The following is a 22,298-nucleotide window of genomic DNA, read 5'->3' as shown; positions in this document are numbered from 1 at the left end:
GGCCGCGCCAAAAAATCCGATTCGGGAGACAAGCATGCAACGCATCACGAGATCAGCCATTCACCGCTCGGCATGGGCCGCGTCGGGCACCGCGCTCGCCCTGGGGCTGTTTGCCTGCGGCGGCGTCGATTCCTCTTCCACGCCGGTCACGCAGCAGGACTTCGGCTACACGACGTTGAACCTGATCACCAAGGACGGTCTCAAGTTCAAGGACATGGACAAGAGCGGCCAGCTCGAACCGTACGAAGACTGGCGGCTGAGCGCAGAAGTGCGCGCACGCGACCTGGTCGGCCGCCTCACGCTGGCCGAGAAAGCCGGCCTGATGATGCACGGCACCGCACCGGTGCTGAACGACACGACCGGTGCGGGCACCGGCTCCGCTTACGACCTGGCGGCGCTCAAGACGCTCATCAATCAGCGGGGCGTCAATACCTACATCACGCGCATGAGTGCCGATGCGCACACCATGGCCGTCCAGGCCAACCAGATCCAGGCGCTGGCCGAGCAGTCGCGGCTCGGCATCCCGGTGACGATCAGCTCCGACCCGCGCAACCATTTCCAGTACACGCTCGGCGCCAGCGCAGGCAGCAGCGGTTTCTCGCAATGGCCGGAAACGCTCGGCTTCGCCGCGATCGGAGACGCGGCACTCACGCGAAACTTCGGCGATATCGCGCGCCAGGAGTATCGCGCCGTCGGCATCACCGAGGCGCTTTCACCGCAAGCCGATCTCGCGACCGAGCCGCGCTGGGCCCGCATCAACGGCACCTTCGGCGAAGACGCCGATCTCGCCCGCGCGCAGGTCCAGGCCTATATCGAAGGCTTCCAGGGCGGCAGCAACGGCATCCAGGCCAATAGCGTCATCGCCGTCGTCAAGCACTGGGCCGGATACGGCGCGCAGAAACTCGGCTTCGACAGTCACAATTACTACGGCCGCTATGCGACCTATCCGGGCAACAATTTCGCCTATCACCTGAAGCCGTTCGAAGGCGCCTTCGCCGCCAACGTCGGCTCGGTCATGCCGACCTATTCCGAACCGGACATGACGGTGACGGTCGACGGCATCACGCTGGAGCCCGTCGGCGGCGCTTACGACAAGGCGTTGTTGACCGACCTGCTGCGCGGGAAATACGGCTTCAAGGGCGTGATCGTGTCCGACTGGCTGATCGCCGACGACTGCGACGCGAACTGCATCAACGGCGTGTCGTCGGGGGCGCCGTCGTTCGTCGGACTGGGCATGCCCTGGGGGATGGAGGGCGCGACCCGCGTGCAGCGTTTCACGCGGGCGGTCAACGCCGGCATCGACCAGTTCGGCGGAGACGACGATCCGAGCGACCTCATCGACGCCGTCAATCGCGGGCAGTTGTCGGAAGCGCGCTTGTCGGAGTCGGCCTATCGCGTCCTGCTGCAGAAATTCCAGCAAGGCCTGTTCGACCATCCGTATGTCGATGCGGACGCGGCCGGCAAGATCGTCGGAAATGCCGGCTTCCAGGCACAGGCACTCGATGCGCAGCGCCGCTCGATGGTGCTGCTGCAGAACAACGGCAAGCTGCTGCCGATGGCGGCGTCGGGCAAGAATGTCTGGCTGTACGGCATCGATCCCGCCGTCGCACGGCAATACGGTTATCAGGTCGTCGATACGCCGCAAGCCGCGGACGTGGCGATTCTCCGCGTGAGCACGCCCTACCAGACGCTGCACCCGAACTACATGTTCGGCTCGATGCAGCATGAAGGCAGTCTCGCGTTCGTCGACGGCAGTGCGGATTACGAAGCCATCAAGCAGGCCGCGCTCGCGCCGAAGTCGATCGTCTCGGTGTACATGGATCGTCCCGCGATCCTGACCAACGTGCAGGACAAGGCCACCGCGATCCTCGCCAATTTCGGCGTGACCGATGCCGCGCTGTTCGACGTGCTGACCGGCAAAGGTCAACCGCAAGGGAAGCTGCCGTTCGAGTTACCGTCGTCGATGGCGGAAGTCGCGGCGCAGCGGGAAGACATGCCGCACGATACCGCGCATCCGTTGTATCCGTTCGAATTCGGTCTGTCGTATTGATGCGTTGTCGATGCCGGCCCGCCGATCGGGGCCGGCGTCGGCCAGGGCCGCCGATTCGCGCGTTGCCGCTCGCTGGCGGCGACGCGAGCGTGCGCGGCGGCCGACGTTGCATCGAGGCGAAAGACCGGGTTCAGCAACGATCAAGCACGACGGCTACGGGCTTTACGCGTACTTTCCGCTGCGACCCTGGACTCGTTCAGCAACATCTCCGCCGCCTGCCAGGCCCTTGCGGCAGCCTGCGAATCCCCGATCGCACGCGCATCCGCGGTCGCCCCGCTCAGTAACATCACGTACACGCCTGCCAGCTGCCGTGCCCGGCGACGCGGAACGATCTCGGCGAGCAGTTGCTCCATGAGGGCCAGCAAGTCGTCCCGATAGCGCACCGCCACGTCGGTCACCTTCGGGCAGGTCGCACCGAACTCGGCCAGCGCACGCTCGAAAAGGCAGCCGGCGAACGCCGGGCTGCGGAACCACGTGCCGTACCAGTCGAAAATCCCCTTCAGGCGCGCAGCGGCGTGCGGCATGGGGTCGAGCTTCGCGGCGATGCTCTCCATGATGAAGGTGTAGCGCTGTTCCAGCACGGCCTTGATCAGATCGTCCTTGCCGGCGAAGTGATGGTAGAGCGTCATGCGGGCAACGTCCGCTTCGGCGATGATCCGGTCGATGCCGACCGGATGAAAGCCATGGAGGGAAAACAGCTCACCTGCCTTGTCGACCACCTGCTGGCGTTTGCTCGCGCGCATTCATGCATCTCCTGACTACAGGGCGGCATCTTAGCACCGCCGCCCGCGAACAGCGTCACGCAGGCCGACACATGTACGGGGTTTGACGCAGACGGCCCCACGTCGGAAACGGATACCGCAACGACCGTCGCGCGCAGCGGTTTCAGCAAGGCACCCGGCCGCCGCCCATCATGCACCAGCGCTGTGTCTCCCGAGCCTTACGTGGCGACCCTTCATCGCTAGGCATCCGGTTCACACCGTGACGAAGCGAGAAGAACGATGTGACGAATGTATACTAGTCGATCTACTTTGACTAGAATCGCGATCAGCAAGGCCGAGGCAATCGGCGCCCGCACGACGATCGCCGTGTTTCTACTTCTCGATATATTTTCCGGTCCTAATATTTGGGAAATGAACACGTTTCATAAAAGTGCTATTCGGCGGTTAATACACGGCCGCCATGCCGGCGACAGGCGCCTCATGCAACGCCTGCCCATGCGCCCCGCGCCCGCCGTCTGGTGTGCGCTATCCGCCGGCGTCCTGCTGATCGGCCTAAGCGCGTGCAAGCGCGCCCTGCCGCCCGCCAACCCGACGGCGGACCCCGCATCCGCGGTGTCGTTGCCGGCCGCCCATGTGCCGGAAACGACCCCTGCATCGCCGCTGCAAACGCTGCTGGGCGTATTCGGCGCGGCGAAGCCGGCAACCTGGCCGGCGTTCGACAACCTGCCCGGCGTGCACTGGCGCGACGCGAAGCCGCTCGGCAATCCGGACGGCCATTCCGCCGAGACCACGCACTACCGGAGCGGCAGCACGCTGCTCACCGGCTTCGGCGACGTGGATGTGCCGGACGGCAAGGTCGGCGACGAAGCCGGCATCAAAACGGACAACGAAGGCCACGTCGGCGTCGTCCTCAACGGCAACGCGACCACCGTCCTGTCGATCGCGCTGCGCAAGTTCTACCCGAGCGACGACACGCAGGACATCCTGCTGCGCCAGCTCGGCCGCCGCGCCACGGTCAAGCGCATCGCCGGCCGATGCGCGCTCGACTACGGCACCACCGCGCCGAACACGCAAAGCAACGTGTTCTTCCGGGTCACCATCGCCAACGCCGCCGTGCCGGTGTTTGCGGAAACCTACGTCGACGAAGAGGGCGGCAATCAGGGCCCGGGGGCGACGACCTTCGTGTTCTACCGCACCCGGCCGGACCAGCGTATCGCGAGCATGAAGTGCAAGGGCGCCGACGCCTGAGCAGGCGCGCGTGGGCGCCGGGGCATTCGCACGAGACGTGCACGCCGGCGCCTGCCCGGCGCCGCAAAGGCGGCCGAAGCAGCGAGTTTCGGGCCGCGAGCGAACCGGCGCTCACGATCAATTCGACGCTCGGTGGTAAGTCGCGATATATCGTGCCTGTCCAAGGATGTTTCCATGCATCTGATAGGCAACGACCGCCGGACTCGACGTCGGTTTCACGCCGACACGCGGAATGGACAACGCGGATACCGTCACGATATATCGATGAGATTCGCCCTGCGGCGGACATGGCCCACCGTACCGGGATTCGCCAAAATCCGTCAGCGTTTCGAGCGCGCCTACCGGCATGAGCCGCACATCGCCTGATGCCCCTTTCCGAATCGACGTTTCCGAAGGCGGGATATCGACGACCACCCAATGCGTCCAGCCGAGCCCCCCGGTCGGGGCATCGGGATCGTACATTGTGACGACGATGCTTCTGGTACCAGCCGGAACGTGTGCCCACGAGATGCGAGGCGAGACGTTGTCGCCACGACATCCAAATCCGTTGTACACCTGAGCATTCGTGAACTGACCGTCATGATCGAGATCGTCAACCGCTACCGTCAGCGGATCAGCAAAAGCAACGGCGGGCACGGCTGCGCAAAGTACCGTGGCGCAGATACTCGATCGCAGAAAAATACCCAATCTCATGGCGGGATCCCGAGAGAAGTTCGGTGTGATGTTTCGCGCGACCGGATTGACACGCGATATGCCGTGCATGCAACGGTCGTCGACGCGGATTCAAGGCTCGCGCTTCAAACATGAGCCGCACCAAGGACGTGCTCACCCGATTGCCTGTGCGACAGCCTGCGCGACACATCCTAGGTTCATCGTGAATTCGGCAGTAGGCCGGCAGACAACATAAGCATGTTGCGTGAAACAGAACAATCCGCGACCGTATGCCGGACCTTCTCTCGTCGCGCTCCCGGATGATGTCGATAACACGACCATTCAGGATATCTGAATGCTTGATTCACGCGGCGCCACGCGAAATCGATCAACCCGCTTCCGCGGCGCGTGCAAACGATGCGCGGATCCGCATGATGGTCTGACGGGACGTCCCGAACCGGCGTGCGACTTCACTGACCGACACCCCCTTGTCGAGTGCGCGCATCACGCGTTCTCGATCGTGCCGCGCCAGCGAGGTGGGCCGGCCGACGTGCCGCCCGCTGTCTTGCGCGGATTGCACGCCCGCTTTACCGCGTTGGCTCCGGGCCGCGGTCTCCAGCCGGATCACCGCCCGGAGCATCTTGACCGCCTGCGGTTCGGGACGGCCCGCAAGATCGACGTTGCCGATTTCGACGCACTGGACGACGATCTTTTTGCTGCGGCACTGCATCAGGGTCGACAGGGCATCGCGCGCGCTGCAGCCGAGCGCGGCAATCTCCAGTACCACCAGCGAATCGCCAGGGGCGGCGCGCCTCAGGATTGCTGTCAGTTCCGTCCGCTCGGCGGCGGCGACATACGGCGGGACACGGTCGATGGCGACGCGGTTGAGCGCGACGGCGTGGCCGGCCTTGTCGAACGCAATCAGTTCCTGCTCGGGGAACGGGCTGTCGGTCGAGCTGTTGATGTAAAGAAAGGTACGGCTCAAGCGCCCCCCCGATGCATGCCAGGTTGCCGGCGGACGCACCGCCTCCGTGACTACGCCCCGCTATCGCCCATGATCGCGTGCGCGATCATGTCGATCGACACCGGTTTCACGAGAACGGCATCGAACCCGCACCACGCGTAACGCTCCAACGTCGGCGGCACCATGGCGACGATCCGTGTGCGCGGATGCGAATTGACGGTGTTGACGGCCAGCAGGCACGCGTCGTCGGGATCACGCTCGACGTCGACGACAACCGCCGAGGCCGGGCCATGCGAAATCGCTTCTTCCGCACGGTGTGCCGGCACCACGGTCGTGCTGAATCCGCGCAGCCGCAACAACAGCGCAACCGATTCCCCGACATGCGCGTTGCCGCGCAGAATCACGATGCGCCGGCCCACCTGCCGCGACGGCTTGTCGATGACCGATGTACTGCGCAGGACGGCATCGGCGCTCAGCCAGAGCAGACGCGCCTCGCGATAGTCGTCCAGCGCGGATTGCCTGACGGCCTCGTTCGCGAGCGGGTTGGCGAACAGCGAACGGATGCGCGCCTCGGCCATCCCGAGCCGCCGGTCCGCTTCGTCGAACTGCGCCTTTGCATTTCCGTTGCGGTTATCGATCCCGTCCTCCATGTCTCGTTTCGCGTGTCAACCGCGCAGCCGCGCGAAGATCGACATCAGGTCGTCGAGCGACACGGGCTTTTTCAGGTGGGCATCGAAGCCGGCCTGTTCCGCCTGCTTCACGTCGGCATCCTGCGCGTAGCCGCTGAGCGCGATACAGAGCACCGATTTCAGCGCCGGCACTTCGCGCAGCTTTTCGACGAAGGCCAGCCCGCCCATGCCCGGCATGCCGATGTCGGACAGCACGACGTCCGGCACATGGCCGTCGAGCGTCGACAACGCCGCCTCGCCGCTCGTTGCCGTCCGCACGACGGCGCCCTCGCCTTCCAGCAGGAGCTTGAACGTCTCGACCGTATCCGCATCGTCGTCGACCATCAGCACGTGCAGCCCCTGCAGCGACTCGACCGGGCTTCTGCTGGCCGAACGCGCATCGGCGAGCACGCGGTGGGTCGGCAGCGTCACCGTGAACGCCGCACCGAGGCCGGCGCCCTTCGATTCCGCCTGCACGATGCCGCCGTGCAGGTTCACCAGTTCCTTGACCAGCGCCAGGCCGATGCCGAGACCGGGGCGGCGCACCGACGATTCGCGGCTTTGCCGGAACATGTCGAAGATGTGCGGCAACAGCGCGGCCTCGATGCCGTTCCCGGTATCGGCCACGCGCAGCACCGCCTCGGCGTGCTCGTCGACCCGCAGCGACACGTCCACCGACCCGCGGCTGGTGAACTTCAGCGCGTTGCTGATCAGGTTCCAGACGATCTGCTCGATGCGCGTGAGGTCGGCATGAATGATCACGGGCGCGTCGGGAATCGCGACGTTGAGGGTGAGGCCGCGCTGGCTCGCTTCGTCCTGAACGGCATGCGTGACGCGCTTCACGATCTCGCGCATGTCGACGGGCGTGCGCACGACCGACAGCTTGCCGGTTCGCACGCGCGAAATGTCGAGCAGATCGTCGATGATCTGCGCCTGGCCGATGACGGTGCGCCGGATCGTATCGGCGGCACGCGAGATGTTCAGGTTCTGCCGCGATTCCGGCGCGCGCGCGATCAGTTCCGCGCTCGCCGAAATGAGGTTGAGCGGATTCTTGAGTTCGTGCGACACCACGGCCAGGAACTCGTCGCGGCGCCGCACTGCGTCCTGTTCGCCGCTTTCGCGCAGCGGCCCGACCGCGGGGTGGCCGGCCTTGGCCGCCGGCGCGAATTCGCCGAGATCGCGCGCGATCTTCGCAAAGCCGCTGATGCCGGGCTCGTCCAGGCGCGACAGCACGCCGCTCGCGAAGAAGCGGGTGCCGTCCTTGCGCAGATGCCAGCGCTCCTCCTCGGTCCGTCCGTTCAGCCGGGCCTCGCCGAATTCGCGCTGGGCAACCTGATTGGCGCGATCCTCGTCGGTCGACAGGAGGTCGGCGGACTGCCCGATCATTTCGGCCTCGGTATACCCGAAGATCCGCTCCGCGCCGGCATTCCAGCTGGTCACGATGCCGTCGTCGTCGAACGTGATGATCGCGTAGTCCTTGGTGCCTTCGGCCACGATGCGCATCAGTCGCTCGCCTTCGCGCAGCCGGTCTTCCGCCCGCCGGCGATCGGTGACGTCGATGAAGGACAGCACCGCGCCGTCGATGCGGTCTTCGGTCGTGCGATACGGCACGAAGCGCGCGAGATACCAGCGTCCGTCGTTGCTGCGCAGTTCGCGCTCGATCAGGCGGAGCGAATCGAATGCCTCGGCCGCGTCGTCGGAGAGCTTGTCGTATTCGAGCCGGTGCGTGATGTCCAGCAGCGAGCGGCCGATATCCGAAGGAATGATGCTGAAGACGTCCGTCGCCCGCGAGGTGTAGCGCTTGATGCAGATATTGCGGTCGACGAAGATCGTGCCGATGTCGTTCGCCGCGATCAGGTTCTGCAGGTCGTCGTTGATCTTGCCCGTTTCCTCGACCTTCGACTTGAGCTCCGCGTTGACGGTGGTCAGCTCCTCATTGATCGACTGCAGTTCTTCCTTGCTGGTCTCGAGCTCTTCCGTCGCCGACCGCAGTTCCTCGTTGATGGCCTGCAACTCCTCGTTGGAGGCCTTCAACTCTTCCGTCGACGTTTCCGATTGCTCGATGGTCGACTGAAGCTGCTCCTTCGTGCGCTGCAGCTCGCGCTCGAGCTGGCTGATGATCGGATCCTTCTGCACGTCGGCCGTCGCGGTCTCGGCACTGCTCATGCTGTCTTCGACTTCATCGAACAGCACCAGCACGAAATCCGCGTTGGCCTCCGGGTCGTGCACGGGCCGCGCGGTCATATTGACGAAATACGAACGCGCGTCGCGCTCGACTCGCACCCGCCGTGCCTCGACGCTGCGATTCGTGTGCAGCGCCTGATAGATCGCCGTGCGCAGCTCGAGACGCAGTTCGGGACGCACCACGGCAATGATGTTGTGCGAGGGTTCGCCGCCCGAATAGCGCAGGAAGCGCCCGGCCCGGTCGGACAGGTGCACGATTTCGGAATCGCGGCTGACGAGCACGCTCGGCGGCGCATGCTGCTCGACCAGGCGCTGGTGCAGGTCGCCGAACGAGAAGCGGCGGCGGCCCGGCGGCTGGATGGTCGTCACGACCGGCCGGGTGCTCATCATGCCGGAAATGGCGACCGGCACCGGGGTGTCGCCGCGCACCGCCATGTTCGCGCGGTAGATGCGGTTGCGCTTGTCGACGACCGAGAACATGGAACTCACGCTGTCGGCCGATTCGGAGCTGCCGAGAAACAGCACGCCGCCCGGACGCAGCGCGAAATGGAACATCTTCAGTATCTCGATCTGCGCTTCCCGATCCAGATAGATCAGCAGATTGCGGCAACAGATCAGGTCGAGCCGCGAGAACGGCGGGTCGCTCAGCACGTTGTGATGCGCGAACAGCATGTGCTCGCGCAGTTCCTTCTTCACGCGGTAGTGCGCGGCATCTTTCGCGAAGAACTGGCGCACGCGGCTCGGCGTCACGTCGGCGAGAATCGAATCGGGGTACAAGCCGGTGCGCGCAAAGGAGATGGCCCGTTCGTCGATGTCGGTCGCGAAGACCTGGAACGACACGCCCTCGGCCGATTTCAGCGACCGCTCCTGCAGCAGCATGGCGAGCGAATAAGCCTCTTCGCCGGTGGCGCAGCCGACCGACCACACGCGAATGCGATCCTGCTCGCCGCGCCCTTCGAAGAAGCGGGGCAGGACGTCGCGATCCAGTACGTCGAACGCCTCCTTGTCGCGGAAGAAATTCGTGACGCTGATCAGCATGTCCTGCAGAAGCGCCTGGGTTTCCTCGGGATGCAGATGGAGAAAATCGCGGTAGGCCTGGAGATCGGTGATGCCGTTGACCTGCAGGCGGCGCTCGATCCGCCGCAGCACGGTCGCCCGCTTGTAATGCCGGAAATCATGCGCGGTGCGCGTGCGCAGGATGATCATGATCTCGCGCAACGCGCGCTCGGCGGCCTCGTTGATCAGCTCTTCCTGGCGCTCCTCGTTTTCGTTGACGGGCAGATGGATTTCCTTCGCGGTCACCCACAGATCCATCAGCCGTTGCGGCATCTCCGCGGCGGTGGTCACGAAGTCGACCATGCCGGTCGCGATGGCGCTGCGCGGCATGCTGTCGTATTCTGCTTCCGCCGGCTCCTGGGCGAACGTGATGCCGCCCATTTCCTTGACCCTCGACAAGCCGACGGAGCCGTCCGAACCTGCACCGGACAGCACGATGCCGATCGCGCGTTCGCGGTGGGCTTCGGCGAGGGTCCGGAAAAAGAGATCGATGGCGGCGCGGCGGCCCCCCTCTTCCGGCCGATGCGGGGCGACGCGCAGATAATCGTCGACCATCGTCAGTTCGAGGGAGGGCGCGATCAGGTAGACGTGATCGGGCTCGATCGGCGTGGGGCTCGTGACTTCCATGACGGGCATGCCGGTGGCCTTCTGCAGCAAGCTGGCCAGATTGCTTTCATGATCCGGCGCCAGGTGCATGACCACGACGAACGCCATCGACGTGCGTGTCGGCAGGGCTTCGAAGAACTCCAGGAGGGCGCTCAACCCGCCTGCCGACGCGCCGATTCCGACTACAGGGTGATTGGCCTGGCTCGGGAGAGTCTGCCCACGTCTTTTCGACATCGCTGCGTGTCCAGTTGAAAGAATAATGGTGTGCGCGGCCAACGGCGGGCAGGCGCACGACCCGCTTGCGCCAAGATACGCGTGGATCGCTATTATCCCTCCACCCGCATTGACTGCAAGAACTTTGCCGTGTCGGCGAACCTGCGCTGCCCGGCCCGGCATCGACCGCGCAACGGGCCCGAATTCGTCAGACGCCACCGTGTATCGCCACATTCCGTTCCGATCAGCGTGAAGGGCCCGGTATGCGGCTCAACGGGCCGAGCGCCGCGCACTCGGCAATCCACGTGCGCTGCTCGCCGGCGACCTGCTCGACGGCACGTTGGCGGGCGATCTCGTTGTTCGTCGAGTCGCTCAGCGGGCTCGTCGTCAGTTCGATCAGCCGGTGTGCAAGCCCGTGGAGCGACAACACGAAATCCGCATAAGGCACGGCATGCAGCGGCATGTCGGACGCGAACGCTTCGTCGGGATCCTGGACGATCGTGGTGCCCCCGCACGACTGGATCGCATCGAGGCCGGCGGCGCCGTCGTCCAGCAGGCCGGTCAGGATCACCCCGATGGCGCGCGGCCCCATTTCGATCGCGACGCTGCGAAACAGCGGATCGATCGCCGGTCGCGCAAAATTCTGCTTGGCCCCGCGCATGAGGCGCAGCACCGCGCCTTCGACGATCAGATGGCGATCCGGCGGCGCCACGTAGATTCTGCCTGGCAGGTAGGTCTCGCCGTCCCTTGCATGCACTGCATGAAGCGGGCCCGCTGAACTCAGCAGCGACGGCAGGAAACTGTCATGCGCCCCGACGTGCAGGACGATCGCGATCGTCGCCTGCAAGTCGCGCGGAAGTCGCGAAACGAGGGCACGAAGCGTATCGACGCCACCCGACGACGTACCGATTGCGATGAAGTCCCGATGAGTCAATGTGCCTCCGACATTCCCGCTGCTTCAAGTGTAGACCCCCATCGCACGCGCATTCTTCATTTCTTTGAAAACGTATTCACCGCGCGCCCGGTCGGCCCGGAAGAACAGGGCACGCAATTCTTGTTCCGCACGTCCCATGCCGGCAATTTCAGGCTGCATTCCGCTCATCTCAACGGTTTCGCCTGTCTGTCCGTAACGCGTGATATACGGACATTTTTCCCCGATGTACTTTCTCCTCGTCCCTGACATAAGCTTGGTTACCGTCGTTTCCCCACCCAGGTTCATTACTTCACAGGTGAAGGAATGGTCGTCCAGAGACTTTCATTTCGCGCCGTCGCGGGCAAGCTGCAAGTCATCACGGTATGGCGATGCCTGTGGCGCAGCGGCGTACGTGTATGCCGCTGGAACATACATGTCGACCAGCGCTCGGGCGTCGAATCGATGACGGTGGATATCGTCGGACCGGATTCGCTGCTGGCCGACGACGTCATGGTGATGCTCGGCGATTCATCCTTGCAATTGACTGTCACGCTGTTTCCTATGGCCGTGGTGCCGAATTCGGCCGTCATGCAAGGACGCAGCAAGGAACGGTTGCGCGACGCAGCGAATTCGGTCGCCACCGCTCGCCCGCATCCGAAGCTGACGCTGGTCAGGGATATCACCCGCCGCGTCGCACGCACCGAACGAGACTGATTGCTTTCGGCGCGCCAGCCGCGTCCGTCAGGCAATACCGTCCCACCCCATTCAAAACGAAGCTGTAAAGATTGCCTGCCCGGCAATCCAGGAGACAAACATGCTGAGCCCTCACGAAATCGCAGCGCTCATGCTGGTCAAGGCTTCACCCGACCAGATCGACATGAGCAGCGAGGAACTCGATGCGCTGCGCGCGCAGCAGCTCGTGGAACTCGAGACCCTGGCTTCCGGTGCGCATCGCCCGCGCATGACGCACAACGGCGAAACGCTGCTTCGCATCGTGACGCAAACGTATTGAAGGGCGCCCTGACGGTGCAGCGACGCATGTGCCGACGCGGCGATCGAACCGAGGCGGCCATTTCCATTCAGGAGAGCGTAGATCATGAATACCCGGGAGCTGGTTTCGAGCGCGCAACGCGCCCATTTCGACTTCGCATTCGGTCTGGCCGGCGCGTTACTCGATGAAGCCGGAAAACTGGCCGAACTCAATGCCCGATTTACACGGTCGGCCCTGAAGGACGCGTGGGCAGCTACGGCAATCGCGATCGACAAACCGCAGGACTGGACATCCGCCCCGCGCGCGTTCACCGAGCCGCTGGCCGAGAGGCTCCAGTCCTACAGCCGCGAGTGGCTCGACATCGTGTCGTCCGGCCACGCCGACGTGATCAAGGTCGCCCAGGCCGGCAGCGATCAATACGTGCACCGGATCCAGGCGTTCGTCGACGATGCGGCGAAGTTCGCGCCGTCCGGCTCCGGGGCCACCGCCGCGGCCTGGAACTCCGCGATCGTCGCCGCGAACACGCTGTACCAGACCGTCGGCAGCACGGGCCAGCAAGCCGTCGAAGTCGCGCGCAGCAACTTCGACGTCGCCGCGCTGGCCGCGTCGAAGCAGGCAAAACGGGCGGTCGATCAGGAACAGCAGGCCGCCAAACGATAGCGGCCGATGCGGGCGGCGGAACCGGTTGCCGCAGGCGGATCGAATCGACGGCGCGCGCCATCCGCCGCCCAGCGCCTTGACCAACGCGACGAGATCGGTCGTCGTCTGCAGCGCGCCCTGCTCCGCCTGTTGCCGCCCCTCCGACCATTGCCGCTCGGCGTCGAGCACGTCGAGAAACGGCGACAATCCGTTGCGATAGCGGTCGCGCGCGAGGTCGAGCGCGGCCGCGGCGGCGTGCGTCAGCTCGAATGGCCGTCGGTCGGTGCCGTGTACTCGCTGCGCGTGCCCAGCGCGTCCTCCACGCCGTGTACGCCATGCAGCGCGGCCACGCCGTCGACGACCGTCTGCCGTTCGGATGCTTCGATCTGGCCGGTGAGGGTCACGCGCCCGCCCTCGACCCGCACGTCGACATCGCGCGGGCGAGCGACGAGCCGGCCCAGCGCCGAACGCACGCGCTCGGCGACCTGCACGTCGCTCGCATCGCCCGCGAGCCAGTCCGCCCGCAGGCCGGCGATCGCGCCGCGCGCCTGGTCGGCCGCCCGCTTCGCCTGCGTGCTCGCATAGTCCGCCACTTCGCGTCGGCGTGCGGCAGCCGTGTCACGGATGCGTGCGCGCCGCCGCCGGCCCGACGCCGGATCGAGGAAGTACATGGCGGCCGCGCCGCAGGCAGCGGCCACCGCAAGATTCAACAACGGGTTCGAAGGAATTCTGCAGGTCATGGAAGCACCGTAGGCAATACCCGGAACGACCGGGCTTCGTCATCATGTGCAGCACGCTCCGTTCCCCGGGCGAAGGTCACGTACATGCGACCGCCATGCAACCCGGCAACCGAAACGACAACCGTTTGAAAAATCATCGAGGCCCGCATCGCGTGCCCGTCCTTCCATCGCGATTCGGGCAGTCGGAGTGGGTCGGCGGTTTCGCGCACGACAACCGAACGCAGACCCGGCCTTCGGTCACGGCGTCTTGCCGTGCTCCTTCTGCCAGCGTTCCATCAGTGCGATCTCGTCGCGCTGCGCGGCGACGATCCGGCTCGCGAGCTGCCGCAGCGTCGGGTCTTTCCCGTACTTCAGCTCGACCTGCGCCATGTCGATCGCCCCCTGGTGATGCGGCGCCATGTGCGCGACGAAATCGCGGTCGGCGTCGCCGGTGTAAGGCGCGGCTTCCATCGCGTCCATCATCTTGCTGTCGGCACGCTTGTACGCCTGCGTGGGCGAGTCGGGCACGCTGACCGCATCGGCGGGGCGCAACTGCCCTGCGGCGGGCAACGCCGACGCACCGGCGGTCAGCACCATCCAGAGGGCGCTTCGGTACAGGGTCGTGCGGATGAATGCAGGCATGTGACAGGTCCTCGAAAAAAGATTGAGCGGTGCGCGTGCGGCCTTCCCCCATTCGCCCGCGTGCCGCCGCCTGCCGGGTGCAACGCCCGTACCAGCCCGGATGCGCGGCATGCGCCTTGCGCGACGGCCTCGCATCGGCTCTTACCGAACCAGGGAGAAACGGCATGACGACAGTGGCGGATTTCATCGTCGAGCGGCTGTACGACTGGGGCGTGCGTCGCATCTACGGCTACCCGGGCGACGGCATCAACGGCTTTTTCGGCGCGCTGAACCGTGCCGACGGCAAGATCGAATTCATCCAGGCGCGGCACGAGGAGATGGCGGCCTTCATGGCGTCCGCGCATGCAAAATTTACAGGCGAGCTCGGCGTGTGCGTCGCGACCTCCGGCCCCGGCGCGTCGCATCTCGTGACGGGCCTGTACGACGCCCGGCTCGACCACATGCCCGTGCTCGCGATCGTCGGCCAGCAGGCGCGCGCGGCGCTCGGCGGCCACTATCAGCAGGAGGTCGATCTCACCGCGCTGTTCAAGGACGTCGCGGGCGCGTTCGTGCAGCTCGCGACGGTGCCGGGCCAGGTGCGCCACCTGGTCGATCGCGCGGTGCGCACCGCGCTCGGCGCGCGCACGGTCACGGCGCTCGTGCTGCCGAACGACCTGCAGGAACTCGACTACGCACCGCCGAAGCGCGCGCACGGCACCGTGCATTCGGGCATCGGCTACACGGCGCCGAAGGTCGTGCCGTACGCCGACGATCTGCAGCGTGCGGCCGACGTGCTGAATGCGGGCAGGAAGGTCGCGCTGCTGGTCGGCGCGGGAGCGCTGCACGCGACCGACGAAGTGATCGCGGTGGCCGACCGGCTCGGCGCGGGCGCCGCGAAGGCGCTGCTCGGCAAGGCCGCGCTGCCGGACGACCTGCCGTGGGTCACCGGCTCGATCGGGCTGCTCGGCACGAAGCCGAGTTATGAGCTGATGAACGCGTGCGACACGCTGCTCGTCGTCGGCTCCGGCTTCCCGTATTCCGAATTCCTGCCGAAGGAAGGCCACGCGCGCGGCGTGCAGATCGACCTGAAGGCCGACATGCTGAGCCTGCGTTACCCGATGGAAGTCAATCTCGTCGGCGACAGCGCCGAGACGCTGCGCGCGTTGCTGCCGTTGCTCGAGGCACGCAGCGACACCGGCTGGCGCGACCGGATCGCGACCTGGAACACGGCATGGCACGACACGCTCGCCGCGCGGGCGGCCGCGAAGGCCACCGCCGGGCGCGGCGTGAATCCGCAGCGCGCGTTCACCGAGCTGTCGCCGCGCCTGCCCGACGACGTGATCCTGACGAGCGATTCGGGCTCCTGCGCAAACTGGTATGCGCGCGACCTGATGATACGGCGCGGGATGATGGCGTCGCTGTCGGGCGGGCTCGCGTCGATGGGCGCCGCGGTGCCCTACGCGATCGCCGCGAAGTTCGCGCATCCGGTGCGGCCGGTGATCGCGATGGTCGGCGACGGCGCGATGCAGATGAACAACATGGCCGAGCTGATCACGGTCGCGAAATACTGGCGGCAGTGGGCCGATCCGCGCTGGATCTGCATGGTGCTGAACAACGAGGACCTGAACCAGGTCACGTGGGAACAGCGCGTGATGGAAGGCGACCCGAAGTTCGTCGCGTCGCAGCAGATTCCGAACGTGCCGTACTACCGCTTCGCGACGCTGGTCGGCCTGCAGGGCATCTACGTCGACGATCCGGAACAGCTCGGCGCCGCCTGGGACGAAGCGCTGGCGGCCGATCGCCCGGTCGTGCTCGAAGTGAAGTGCGACCCCGAGGTGCCGCCGCTGCCGCCGCACGTGACGCTGCAGCAGGCGAAGCATTTCGCCGAGACGCTCGTGAAAGGCGATCCGCGCGAGGGCAGCGTGATCGTCGAGACCGCGCGGCAGGTGCTGTCCGCCGTGCTGCCGGGCAACGGCGAATCGGGCGGCAAGCGCGGGAAAGGCGAATCGTAAGGAGGAAGCGCGACGGGCCGACGCGACGCGGCACGGCGCGCGAGCCGATGTCGACGTCGTCCCGCCCGCGCGAGCGTAAACGGAAAATTCCCGCGGATGCGCCACGCATCGGCTGCCCGGTCGATCGACGTAACGCAGGCGGGCAGCCGAATTACAACGGGGCTGTAACGCACACGACATTGCGCGTGCAACGCCCGAGCCATCCGCGGATTCGCCCGCCGCGCACGGGAATTGCTCCGGTGCCGGTTGCCGTCGACGCGAGTCGTCGCCCTTCGCAGGAGCCGTGTTGCCCGTCCCGCCGCCATCGACCGCGCGCCGCGCCGCGCGCCTCGCCGAATTCGCGTGCGTTGCCGCGCCGGCCGCCGCGTGCGCGGCCGGCGAACCGCTGCCGCTCGCGTACGTCGCGCACGCGGGCGGACCGGCCGCGCAGCCCGTGTTCGTGCTCGGCTGGGCGCTGCTCGCGCTGTGCACGGCGGTGAGCCTCGTGATCGCGGCGCTGCTGCTGGCCGCGTTGTTCCATCGCCGCACGCGCACCGGCGGCCGGCGCGACGGCGTCCTGTTCGTGGCAGCCGGCAGCGCGGTGTCGATCGTGCTACTGTTCGGCGCGCTCGTCTACATGCTGCGCGTGCTCGGCGCGGTTGCGATGCCGCCGCGCCCGCCCGCGCTGACGATCGTCGTCACCGCGCACGACTGGTGGTGGGCCGCGCGCTATCCGGATCCGGCAAACGGCGCCGGTTTCGTCACCGCGAACGAGCTGCACATCCCGGTGGGCGAGCCCGTGGCGATCGAGCTGAAGAGCGCGGACGTGATCCATGCATTCTGGGTGCCGCAGCTCGCGGGCAAGACGCAGACGATTCCCGGCCAGACCAACCAGCAATGGCTACAGGCCGACCGGCCGGGACGCTATCGCGGCCAGTGCTCGCAATACTGCGGCGCGCAGCATGCGCACATGGCCCTCGAGGTCGTGGCCGAGCCGCCCGCTGCGTTCCGTGCGTGGCTCGCCGCGCAACGCCAGCCGGCCCCCGCACCGGGCGCCGATGCGGCGCGGCGCGGCCAGCGCGTGTTCGCGTCGCGCTGCGCGGGTTGCCACGCGGTGCTCGGCACCGATGCGGCGGGCGACGCGGGCCCCGACCTCACGCACGTCGCGTCGCGCCGGCTGCTCGCGGCCGGCACGCTCGACAACACGCCCGACAACCTGCGCCGCTGGGTCGCGCAGGCACAACAGATCAAGCCCGACACGCTGATGCCGTCGATCGCGCTCGCACCGCGCGACGCCGACGATCTCGCTGCGTATCTCGCGACCCTGCACTGAACGGAGGATGCCGATGGCCATCGCCCGCGACCTGCCTGCCCCCGCCCGAGTGCCGGATCTCGGCGATGCGCCGCCCGGCTCCGCGCACGAGCGCGCGCTCGCCGCGCTGTGGGAATCGGCGCCCGGCTGGCGCGGCTGGCTCGGCACGGTCGACCACAAGCGCATCGGGCTGCGCTACATCGTCACCGCATTCGCGTTCCTGCTGCTCGGCGGCGTCGAGGCGCTCGTGATGCGCATCCAGCTCGCGCGGCCGAACGCGACGCTGCTGACGCCCGCGCAATACGACGCGCTGTTCACGATGCACGGCGTCACGATGATCTTCCTGTACGCGCTGCCCGTGCTGTCCGGCTTCGCGAACTACCTGTGGCCGCTGATGCTCGGCTCGCGCGACATGGCGTTCCCGCGGCTGAATGCGTTCTCGTACTGGGCGTTCCTGTTCGCCGGGCTGTTCCTGTACGCGAGCTTTCCGCTCGGCGCGGTGCCCGACGGCGGCTGGTTCAACTACGTGCCGCTCACGTCGCTCGACTACAGCGCCGGCGCGAACATCGACATCTACGCGCTCGGGATGATCCTGCTCGGCATCTCGACGACCGGCGGCGCCGCGAACTTCGTCGTCACGCTGCTGCGCATGCGCGCGCACGGGATGTCGATCGACCGGCTGCCGATCATCGTGTGGGGCACGCTGACGGCGTCGGTCGCGAACCTCGTCGCGGTGCCGTCGGTCAGCCTCGCGTTCCTGCTGCTGTGGCTCGACCGCAATGCGGGCACGCATTTCTTCGACGTCGCGCACGACGGCCGGCCGCTGCTGTGGCAGCACCTGTTCTGGATGTTCGCGCACCCGTGGGTCTACGTGGTGGTGCTACCCGCGATGGGCATCGTGTCCGACGCGTTGCCGGCGTTCTGCCGGCGGCCGCTCGTCGCGTACGAGGCGGTCGCGGTCTCGACCGTCGCGACGATGCTGATCGGTTTCGAGGTGTGGGTTCACCACATGTTCGCGACCGGCATCGCGCCGCTCGCGCTCGCGTTCTTCGGCGCGGCGAGCATGCTGATCTCGATCCCGAGCGCGGTCGCGGTGTTCGCGTGGATCGCGACGATCTGGACCGGCCGCCCGGTATTCCGCACGCCGTTCCTGTATTTCGCGGGCTTCGTGCTGATGTTCGTGATCGGCGGCGTATCGGGCGTGATGACGGCCGCCGTGCCGCTCGACTGGCAGCTCACCGACACGTACTTCGTCGTCGCGCACCTGCACTACGTGCTGCTCGGCATCAACGTGTTCCCGGTGCTCGGCGGGATCACGTACTGGTTCCCGAAGTTCACCGGGCGGATGATGAACGAACGGTTCGGCCGCTGGACCTTCTGGGTCGTCCTGACCGGCTTCAACGTCGGCTTCTTCCCGATGCACGTGTCGGGGCTGCTCGGGATGCCGCGCCGCATCTACACCTATCCGCCCGGGATGGGCTGGGACACGTCGAACCTGCTGACGACGATCGGCTCGTTCATCTTCGGCATCGGCATCGTGATGTTCGTCGTCAATGCCCTCGTGAGCGCGCGGCGCGGCGCGCGTGCCGGCGCCAATCCGTGGCGTGCGGCCGGCCTCGAATGGTCGGTCGCGTCGCCTGCGCCCGTCTACAACTTCGCGGTGCTGCCGCTCGTCGCGTCGCGGCATCCGCTGTGGGAAACGCGCGACGATGCGCGCCGCACCAGCGTGCGCGTCGGCTACCGGCTCGCCGACGGGCGCGAGGCGCTCGCCGTGACGCCGCTCGCGGCCACGCCGGACGCGATCCTGAAGATGCCCGACGACACGTGCCTGCCGTTCGTGCTCGCGCTGCTCGCGACGGCCGTGTTCGCGGCGATGCTGGTGCGCTCGCCCGCGCTCGTCGGCGCGGCCGTGGCCGGCTGCGCGATCGCCACCGCCGCGTGGCTGTGGCCGCGGCGCACGCTGTGGCAGCGCGACGAGCCGCCCCGTCGCGAACCGGCGCCGGCCCCGCCCGCCGCTGTGAGCCGCCCCGACGAACCGCTGCCGGCCCCGGTGCCGCACGACGCGCCGGCCGCCTGCCTCGCACCGCTGCCGGTCGGCAGTTGCGGCGAGCGCGCAGGCGGCTGGTGGGGCGTGATCACGCTCGTCGTGACCGAAGCCGGGCTGTTCGGCTATCTGCTGTTCGCGTACTTCTACCTGCAGTCGCAATCGGCCGCATCGTGGCCGCCCGAAGGCATGCCGAAGATCGGGCTCGCGGCCGTCAACACGGTCGTGCTGCTGTCGAGCAGCGGGTTCGTGTGGCTCGCCGAGCGCGCCGTGCGGGCCGGCCGGCGGCCGCGCGCGGTGGCCGCGCTCGCCGTCGCGCTGGCGCTCGGCACCGCGTTCGCGTTCGTGCAGCTGCACGAGTGGCGCGACCATCCCTATGGCCCGACCGCGCACCTGTATGGCAGCCTCTACTTCACGATCACCGGGTTCCACCTCGCGCACGTCGTCGCCGGGCTCGCGATCCTCGCGCTGCTGGCCGGGTGGACTGCCGCCGGTTTCTTCGGCCGCGAGCGGCGGGTCGCGCTGACGGTCGGCGCGCTCTACTGGCACTTCGTCGACGTCGTGTGGCTGTTCATCTTCACCGCGCTGTACGTGTCGCCGTACTGGCTCAGGAGGCCGGGATGAACGGCGCGCGACGCACGTCGACCCCGCTGCTCGCGATCGCGGCCGCCCTCGTCGGTGCGCCGGCGCTGTGGTTCGCGCAGATGCTCGTCTCCGAGACGCTCGCGTCGACCGCATGCTATCCGCTCGGCGTCGCGCAAGCGGTGCCGCACTGGGCGCACGTGGGCGTGTGGCTCGCGCTGATCGCCGCGTGCGCGTTCGCATTGGCCGCCGCCTTCGCGACCTGGCTCGCGCGCGCCTGGCGGCATCGGCACGATACCGATGCATCCGGCGCGACGCGCGACGACAGTACGCGTTTCCTCGCGCGCTGCGGGATGCTCGCCGCGCTCGGCTTCGTGATCGGCCTCGTGTTCACGGGGATCGTCACGGCTTTCGTGGGGCCTTGCAGCCCATGGCACTGATCCTGAACCTGATCGTCGACCCGCTCCGGTTCGCGCGGCTCGGTACGCTTGGCCGTCGCGCCGGCGTCGCGCTCGGTGCGCTCGGTGCGCTCGGGGCGCTCGCGGCGCTCGCCGTGTGCGGCGCGCTCGCGGGCTGCAGCCCGCAGGACGACACCGCGCGCACCGACGATGCGACGGAACCCGCGTCGTCGGCTTCCGTGCCGACGGAGGAGCCCGACACCGGCTGGCGATACATCCGGATTCGCGCATCGGCCGCAGACGCTGCAGACGCCGCTGCGCCCGCTGCGTCGATGTCCGCGCGTGCTAACCAGGACCCATGGCTCGCGCAACCGGGCGCCACGGCAGCATCCGCACCGCCCGCGACGCCCCCGGATGCCGCGACCCGCCGCCCGATCGTCAAGGCCGCCGCCGCGGACACCGACGCCGCGACGCTCGTGCGTGGCCGCTACCTCGCGCGCGCCGGCGACTGCGCGGCCTGCCACGACGCGGCCGACCATACGCCGTACGCAGGCGGCCAGCCGGTGAACTCGCCGTTCGGGCCGATCTATGCGCCGAACATCACGCCGGACCCGACCCACGGGATCGGCCGCTACACGCTGCAGCAATTCGACGACGCGTTGCGGCGCGGCGTGCGCGCGGACGGCAGCCGGCTCTATCCGGCGATGCCGTACCCGTCGTTCGCGCGGCTGAGCGCCGACGACGTGCGCGCGCTGTATGCGTATTTCATGCGCGGTGTCGCGCCGTCCGCGAACGCGGTGCGTGCCACCCGCCTGCCGTTCCCGTTCAACCAGCGCTGGGCGCTCGCGCTGTGGCGCGTCGTATTCGCGCGCGGCGAGCGGTTCGAGCCGCAGCCGTCGCGCTCGACGGAATGGAATCGCGGCGCGTATCTCGTGCAGGGGCTCGGCCACTGCGGCGCGTGCCATACGCCGCGCGGCCCCGGCTTCAACGAGCGCGGCTACGACGAACGCAGCGCGGCGTTCCTCACCGGCGGCATCAACGACCACTGGTTCGCACCGAACCTGACGGGCGCGGCGGCGGACGGCCTCGGCCGCTGGTCGGCCGACGACATCGCCACGTTCCTGCGCAGCGGCCATGCGGCACGCGGCGCGGTGTTCGGCGCGATGGCGCCCGTCGTCGACGAGAGCACCGCATGGCTCACCGACGCCGATCGCCACGCGATCGCGGTCTACCTGAAATCGCTGCCGGCGCGGCCCACCGCCGCGACGAACCCGCTCGGCGTCGGCACCGCGCGGCTGACCGCGGCCGGCCCGCGCCCGGAAGGCGGCCAGCAGGCGCCGGGGGCCGGCGTGTATGCGGGATTCTGTGCGCGCTGCCACGGTGCGGACGGCCAAGGCGTGCGCGATCGCGGGCCGCCGCTCGCCGACAATCCGGTCGTGCTCGCGACCGATCCGACCAGCACGATCCGCATCGTCGTCGAAGGGGCACGGCCGGCGCCGGGCAAGGACGACCCGTTGACGCGAATGCCGGCCATGCGCGGCACGCTGACCAGCCACGAAATCGCGACGGTGGTCAGCTATGTGCGCGGCGGCTGGGGCAATCGTGCCGCCCCGGTGTCAGAGCAGGACGTCAGGCGGTTGCGGGAAGCCATCCAGCGATGAGCGGTCGGGCGGTTCGACGTCGATGTCGTATCGCGGCAGGTAGGGCCGCGCGTCGCGATCGGGGT

Annotated in this window: 19 protein-coding genes and 1 pseudogene; 10 read left to right on the top strand and 10 right to left on the bottom strand. The window is 67.5% G+C overall.

Translation table 11 applies throughout. The annotated features are described in order from the left end of the window. Positions 1-34 precede the first annotated feature (34 nt). The gene (locus CFB47_RS32945; RefSeq protein WP_089463707.1) at positions 35-2,050 is read left to right on the top strand and encodes a glycoside hydrolase family 3 N-terminal domain-containing protein; all 2,016 of its coding nucleotides are present in this window, start codon (positions 35-37) and stop codon (positions 2,048-2,050) included. Positions 2,051-2,190: 140 nt separating this feature from the next. On the opposite strand, the gene CFB47_RS32940 is transcribed toward CFB47_RS32945, so the two are convergent. Further along, positions 2,191-2,793: a TetR/AcrR family transcriptional regulator gene (locus tag CFB47_RS32940; RefSeq protein WP_089463706.1), complete on the bottom strand. Its 603-nt coding sequence runs from the start codon at positions 2,791-2,793 to the stop codon at positions 2,191-2,193. 288 nt (positions 2,794-3,081) lie between these two features. On the opposite strand from CFB47_RS32940, the gene CFB47_RS32935 reads away from it, so the two are divergent. Continuing rightward, positions 3,082-4,020, top strand: a complete 939-nt coding sequence (locus CFB47_RS32935; protein WP_143330897.1) for a hypothetical protein — start codon at positions 3,082-3,084, stop codon at positions 4,018-4,020. Positions 4,021-4,137: 117 nt separating this feature from the next. On the opposite strand, the gene CFB47_RS32930 is transcribed toward CFB47_RS32935, so the two are convergent. The 6 genes from CFB47_RS32930 to CFB47_RS41385 all read right to left on the bottom strand — a co-directional run bounded on the left by CFB47_RS32930 (position 4,138) and on the right by CFB47_RS41385 (position 11,464). Continuing rightward, positions 4,138-4,713, bottom strand: coding sequence for a YbhB/YbcL family Raf kinase inhibitor-like protein (locus CFB47_RS32930; RefSeq protein ID WP_089463704.1), 576 nt, complete (start codon positions 4,711-4,713; stop codon positions 4,138-4,140). Positions 4,714-5,059: 346 nt separating this feature from the next. Continuing rightward, the gene (locus tag CFB47_RS32925) at positions 5,060-5,656 is read right to left on the bottom strand and encodes a recombinase family protein (RefSeq protein ID WP_089463703.1); all 597 of its coding nucleotides are present in this window, start codon (positions 5,654-5,656) and stop codon (positions 5,060-5,062) included. Between the two features lie 50 nt (positions 5,657-5,706). Continuing rightward, positions 5,707-6,285, bottom strand: coding sequence for a hypothetical protein (locus CFB47_RS32920; protein ID WP_089463702.1), 579 nt, complete (start codon positions 6,283-6,285; stop codon positions 5,707-5,709). A gap of 15 nt (positions 6,286-6,300) precedes the next feature. Then, entirely contained in the window at positions 6,301-10,383 is a 4,083-nt protein-coding gene (locus CFB47_RS32915) for a CheR family methyltransferase (RefSeq protein WP_089463701.1), read from the bottom strand. Positions 10,384-10,606: 223 nt separating this feature from the next. After that, positions 10,607-11,296: a chemotaxis protein CheB gene (locus tag CFB47_RS32910; RefSeq protein WP_256946808.1), complete on the bottom strand. Its 690-nt coding sequence runs from the start codon at positions 11,294-11,296 to the stop codon at positions 10,607-10,609. A 24-nt stretch (positions 11,297-11,320) separates the two neighbouring features. Next, positions 11,321-11,464 (bottom strand): hypothetical protein, encoded by a 144-nt coding sequence (locus CFB47_RS41385; RefSeq protein ID WP_179259032.1) that lies wholly within the window; start codon positions 11,462-11,464, stop codon positions 11,321-11,323. Between the two features lie 135 nt (positions 11,465-11,599). Here CFB47_RS41385 and CFB47_RS32900 point away from each other — a divergent pair, with 135 nt between their 5' ends. The 3 genes from CFB47_RS32900 (at position 11,600) to phaP (ending at position 12,926) form a co-directional block, all read left to right on the top strand. Then, the gene (locus tag CFB47_RS32900) at positions 11,600-11,989 is read left to right on the top strand and encodes a hypothetical protein (RefSeq protein ID WP_089463699.1); all 390 of its coding nucleotides are present in this window, start codon (positions 11,600-11,602) and stop codon (positions 11,987-11,989) included. Between the two features lie 100 nt (positions 11,990-12,089). After that, positions 12,090-12,287, top strand: coding sequence for a hypothetical protein (locus tag CFB47_RS32895; protein ID WP_089463698.1), 198 nt, complete (start codon positions 12,090-12,092; stop codon positions 12,285-12,287). 84 nt (positions 12,288-12,371) lie between these two features. Further along, positions 12,372-12,926, top strand: a complete 555-nt coding sequence (gene phaP / locus CFB47_RS32890; protein ID WP_089463697.1) for a TIGR01841 family phasin — start codon at positions 12,372-12,374, stop codon at positions 12,924-12,926. Between the two features lie 54 nt (positions 12,927-12,980). On the opposite strand, the pseudogene CFB47_RS41900 reads toward phaP, so the two are convergent. The 3 genes and pseudogenes from CFB47_RS41900 to CFB47_RS32880 form a co-directional block, all read right to left on the bottom strand. Beyond that, positions 12,981-13,160, bottom strand: a pseudogene (locus CFB47_RS41900) (TolC family protein); the annotation flags it as partial. 5 nt (positions 13,161-13,165) lie between these two features. Continuing rightward, on the bottom strand, positions 13,166-13,645 hold the full coding sequence (locus CFB47_RS32885) for a BON domain-containing protein (protein WP_089463696.1): 480 nt from the start codon (positions 13,643-13,645) through the stop codon (positions 13,166-13,168). A gap of 237 nt (positions 13,646-13,882) precedes the next feature. Then, positions 13,883-14,266: a DUF305 domain-containing protein gene (locus CFB47_RS32880; protein WP_089463695.1), complete on the bottom strand. Its 384-nt coding sequence runs from the start codon at positions 14,264-14,266 to the stop codon at positions 13,883-13,885. Positions 14,267-14,430: 164 nt separating this feature from the next. Between CFB47_RS32880 and CFB47_RS32875 the strand changes: the two genes are divergently transcribed. The 5 genes from CFB47_RS32875 (at position 14,431) to CFB47_RS32855 (ending at position 22,233) form a co-directional block, all read left to right on the top strand. After that, positions 14,431-16,257 carry a thiamine pyrophosphate-requiring protein gene (locus CFB47_RS32875; protein WP_089463694.1) on the top strand — a complete coding sequence of 609 codons (1,827 nt, stop codon included), beginning with the start codon at positions 14,431-14,433 and terminating at the stop codon, positions 16,255-16,257. A 286-nt stretch (positions 16,258-16,543) separates the two neighbouring features. Next, complete coding sequence (locus CFB47_RS32870) at positions 16,544-17,569, top strand: c-type cytochrome (RefSeq protein ID WP_089463693.1); 1,026 nt, start codon at positions 16,544-16,546, stop codon at positions 17,567-17,569. Positions 17,570-17,582: 13 nt separating this feature from the next. After that, positions 17,583-20,216, top strand: coding sequence for a cytochrome c oxidase subunit I (gene ctaD, locus CFB47_RS32865; protein WP_089464268.1), 2,634 nt, complete (start codon positions 17,583-17,585; stop codon positions 20,214-20,216). Continuing rightward, entirely contained in the window at positions 20,213-20,614 is a 402-nt protein-coding gene (locus tag CFB47_RS32860; RefSeq protein ID WP_089463692.1) for a cytochrome C oxidase subunit I, read from the top strand. Before ctaD ends, CFB47_RS32860 begins: the two co-directional genes overlap by 4 nt. Continuing rightward, positions 20,605-22,233, top strand: coding sequence for a cytochrome c (locus CFB47_RS32855; protein ID WP_089463691.1), 1,629 nt, complete (start codon positions 20,605-20,607; stop codon positions 22,231-22,233). Before CFB47_RS32860 ends, CFB47_RS32855 begins: the two co-directional genes overlap by 10 nt. Positions 22,234-22,298: the final 65 nt, after the last annotated feature.

The sequence above is a fragment of the Burkholderia sp. AU27893 genome, from assembly GCF_002223205.1.
GTDB lineage: Bacteria > Pseudomonadota > Gammaproteobacteria > Burkholderiales > Burkholderiaceae > Burkholderia.
The sequence above is the reverse complement of the archived record's forward strand: the minus strand, read 5'-3'. Positions and strand labels throughout refer to the sequence as shown.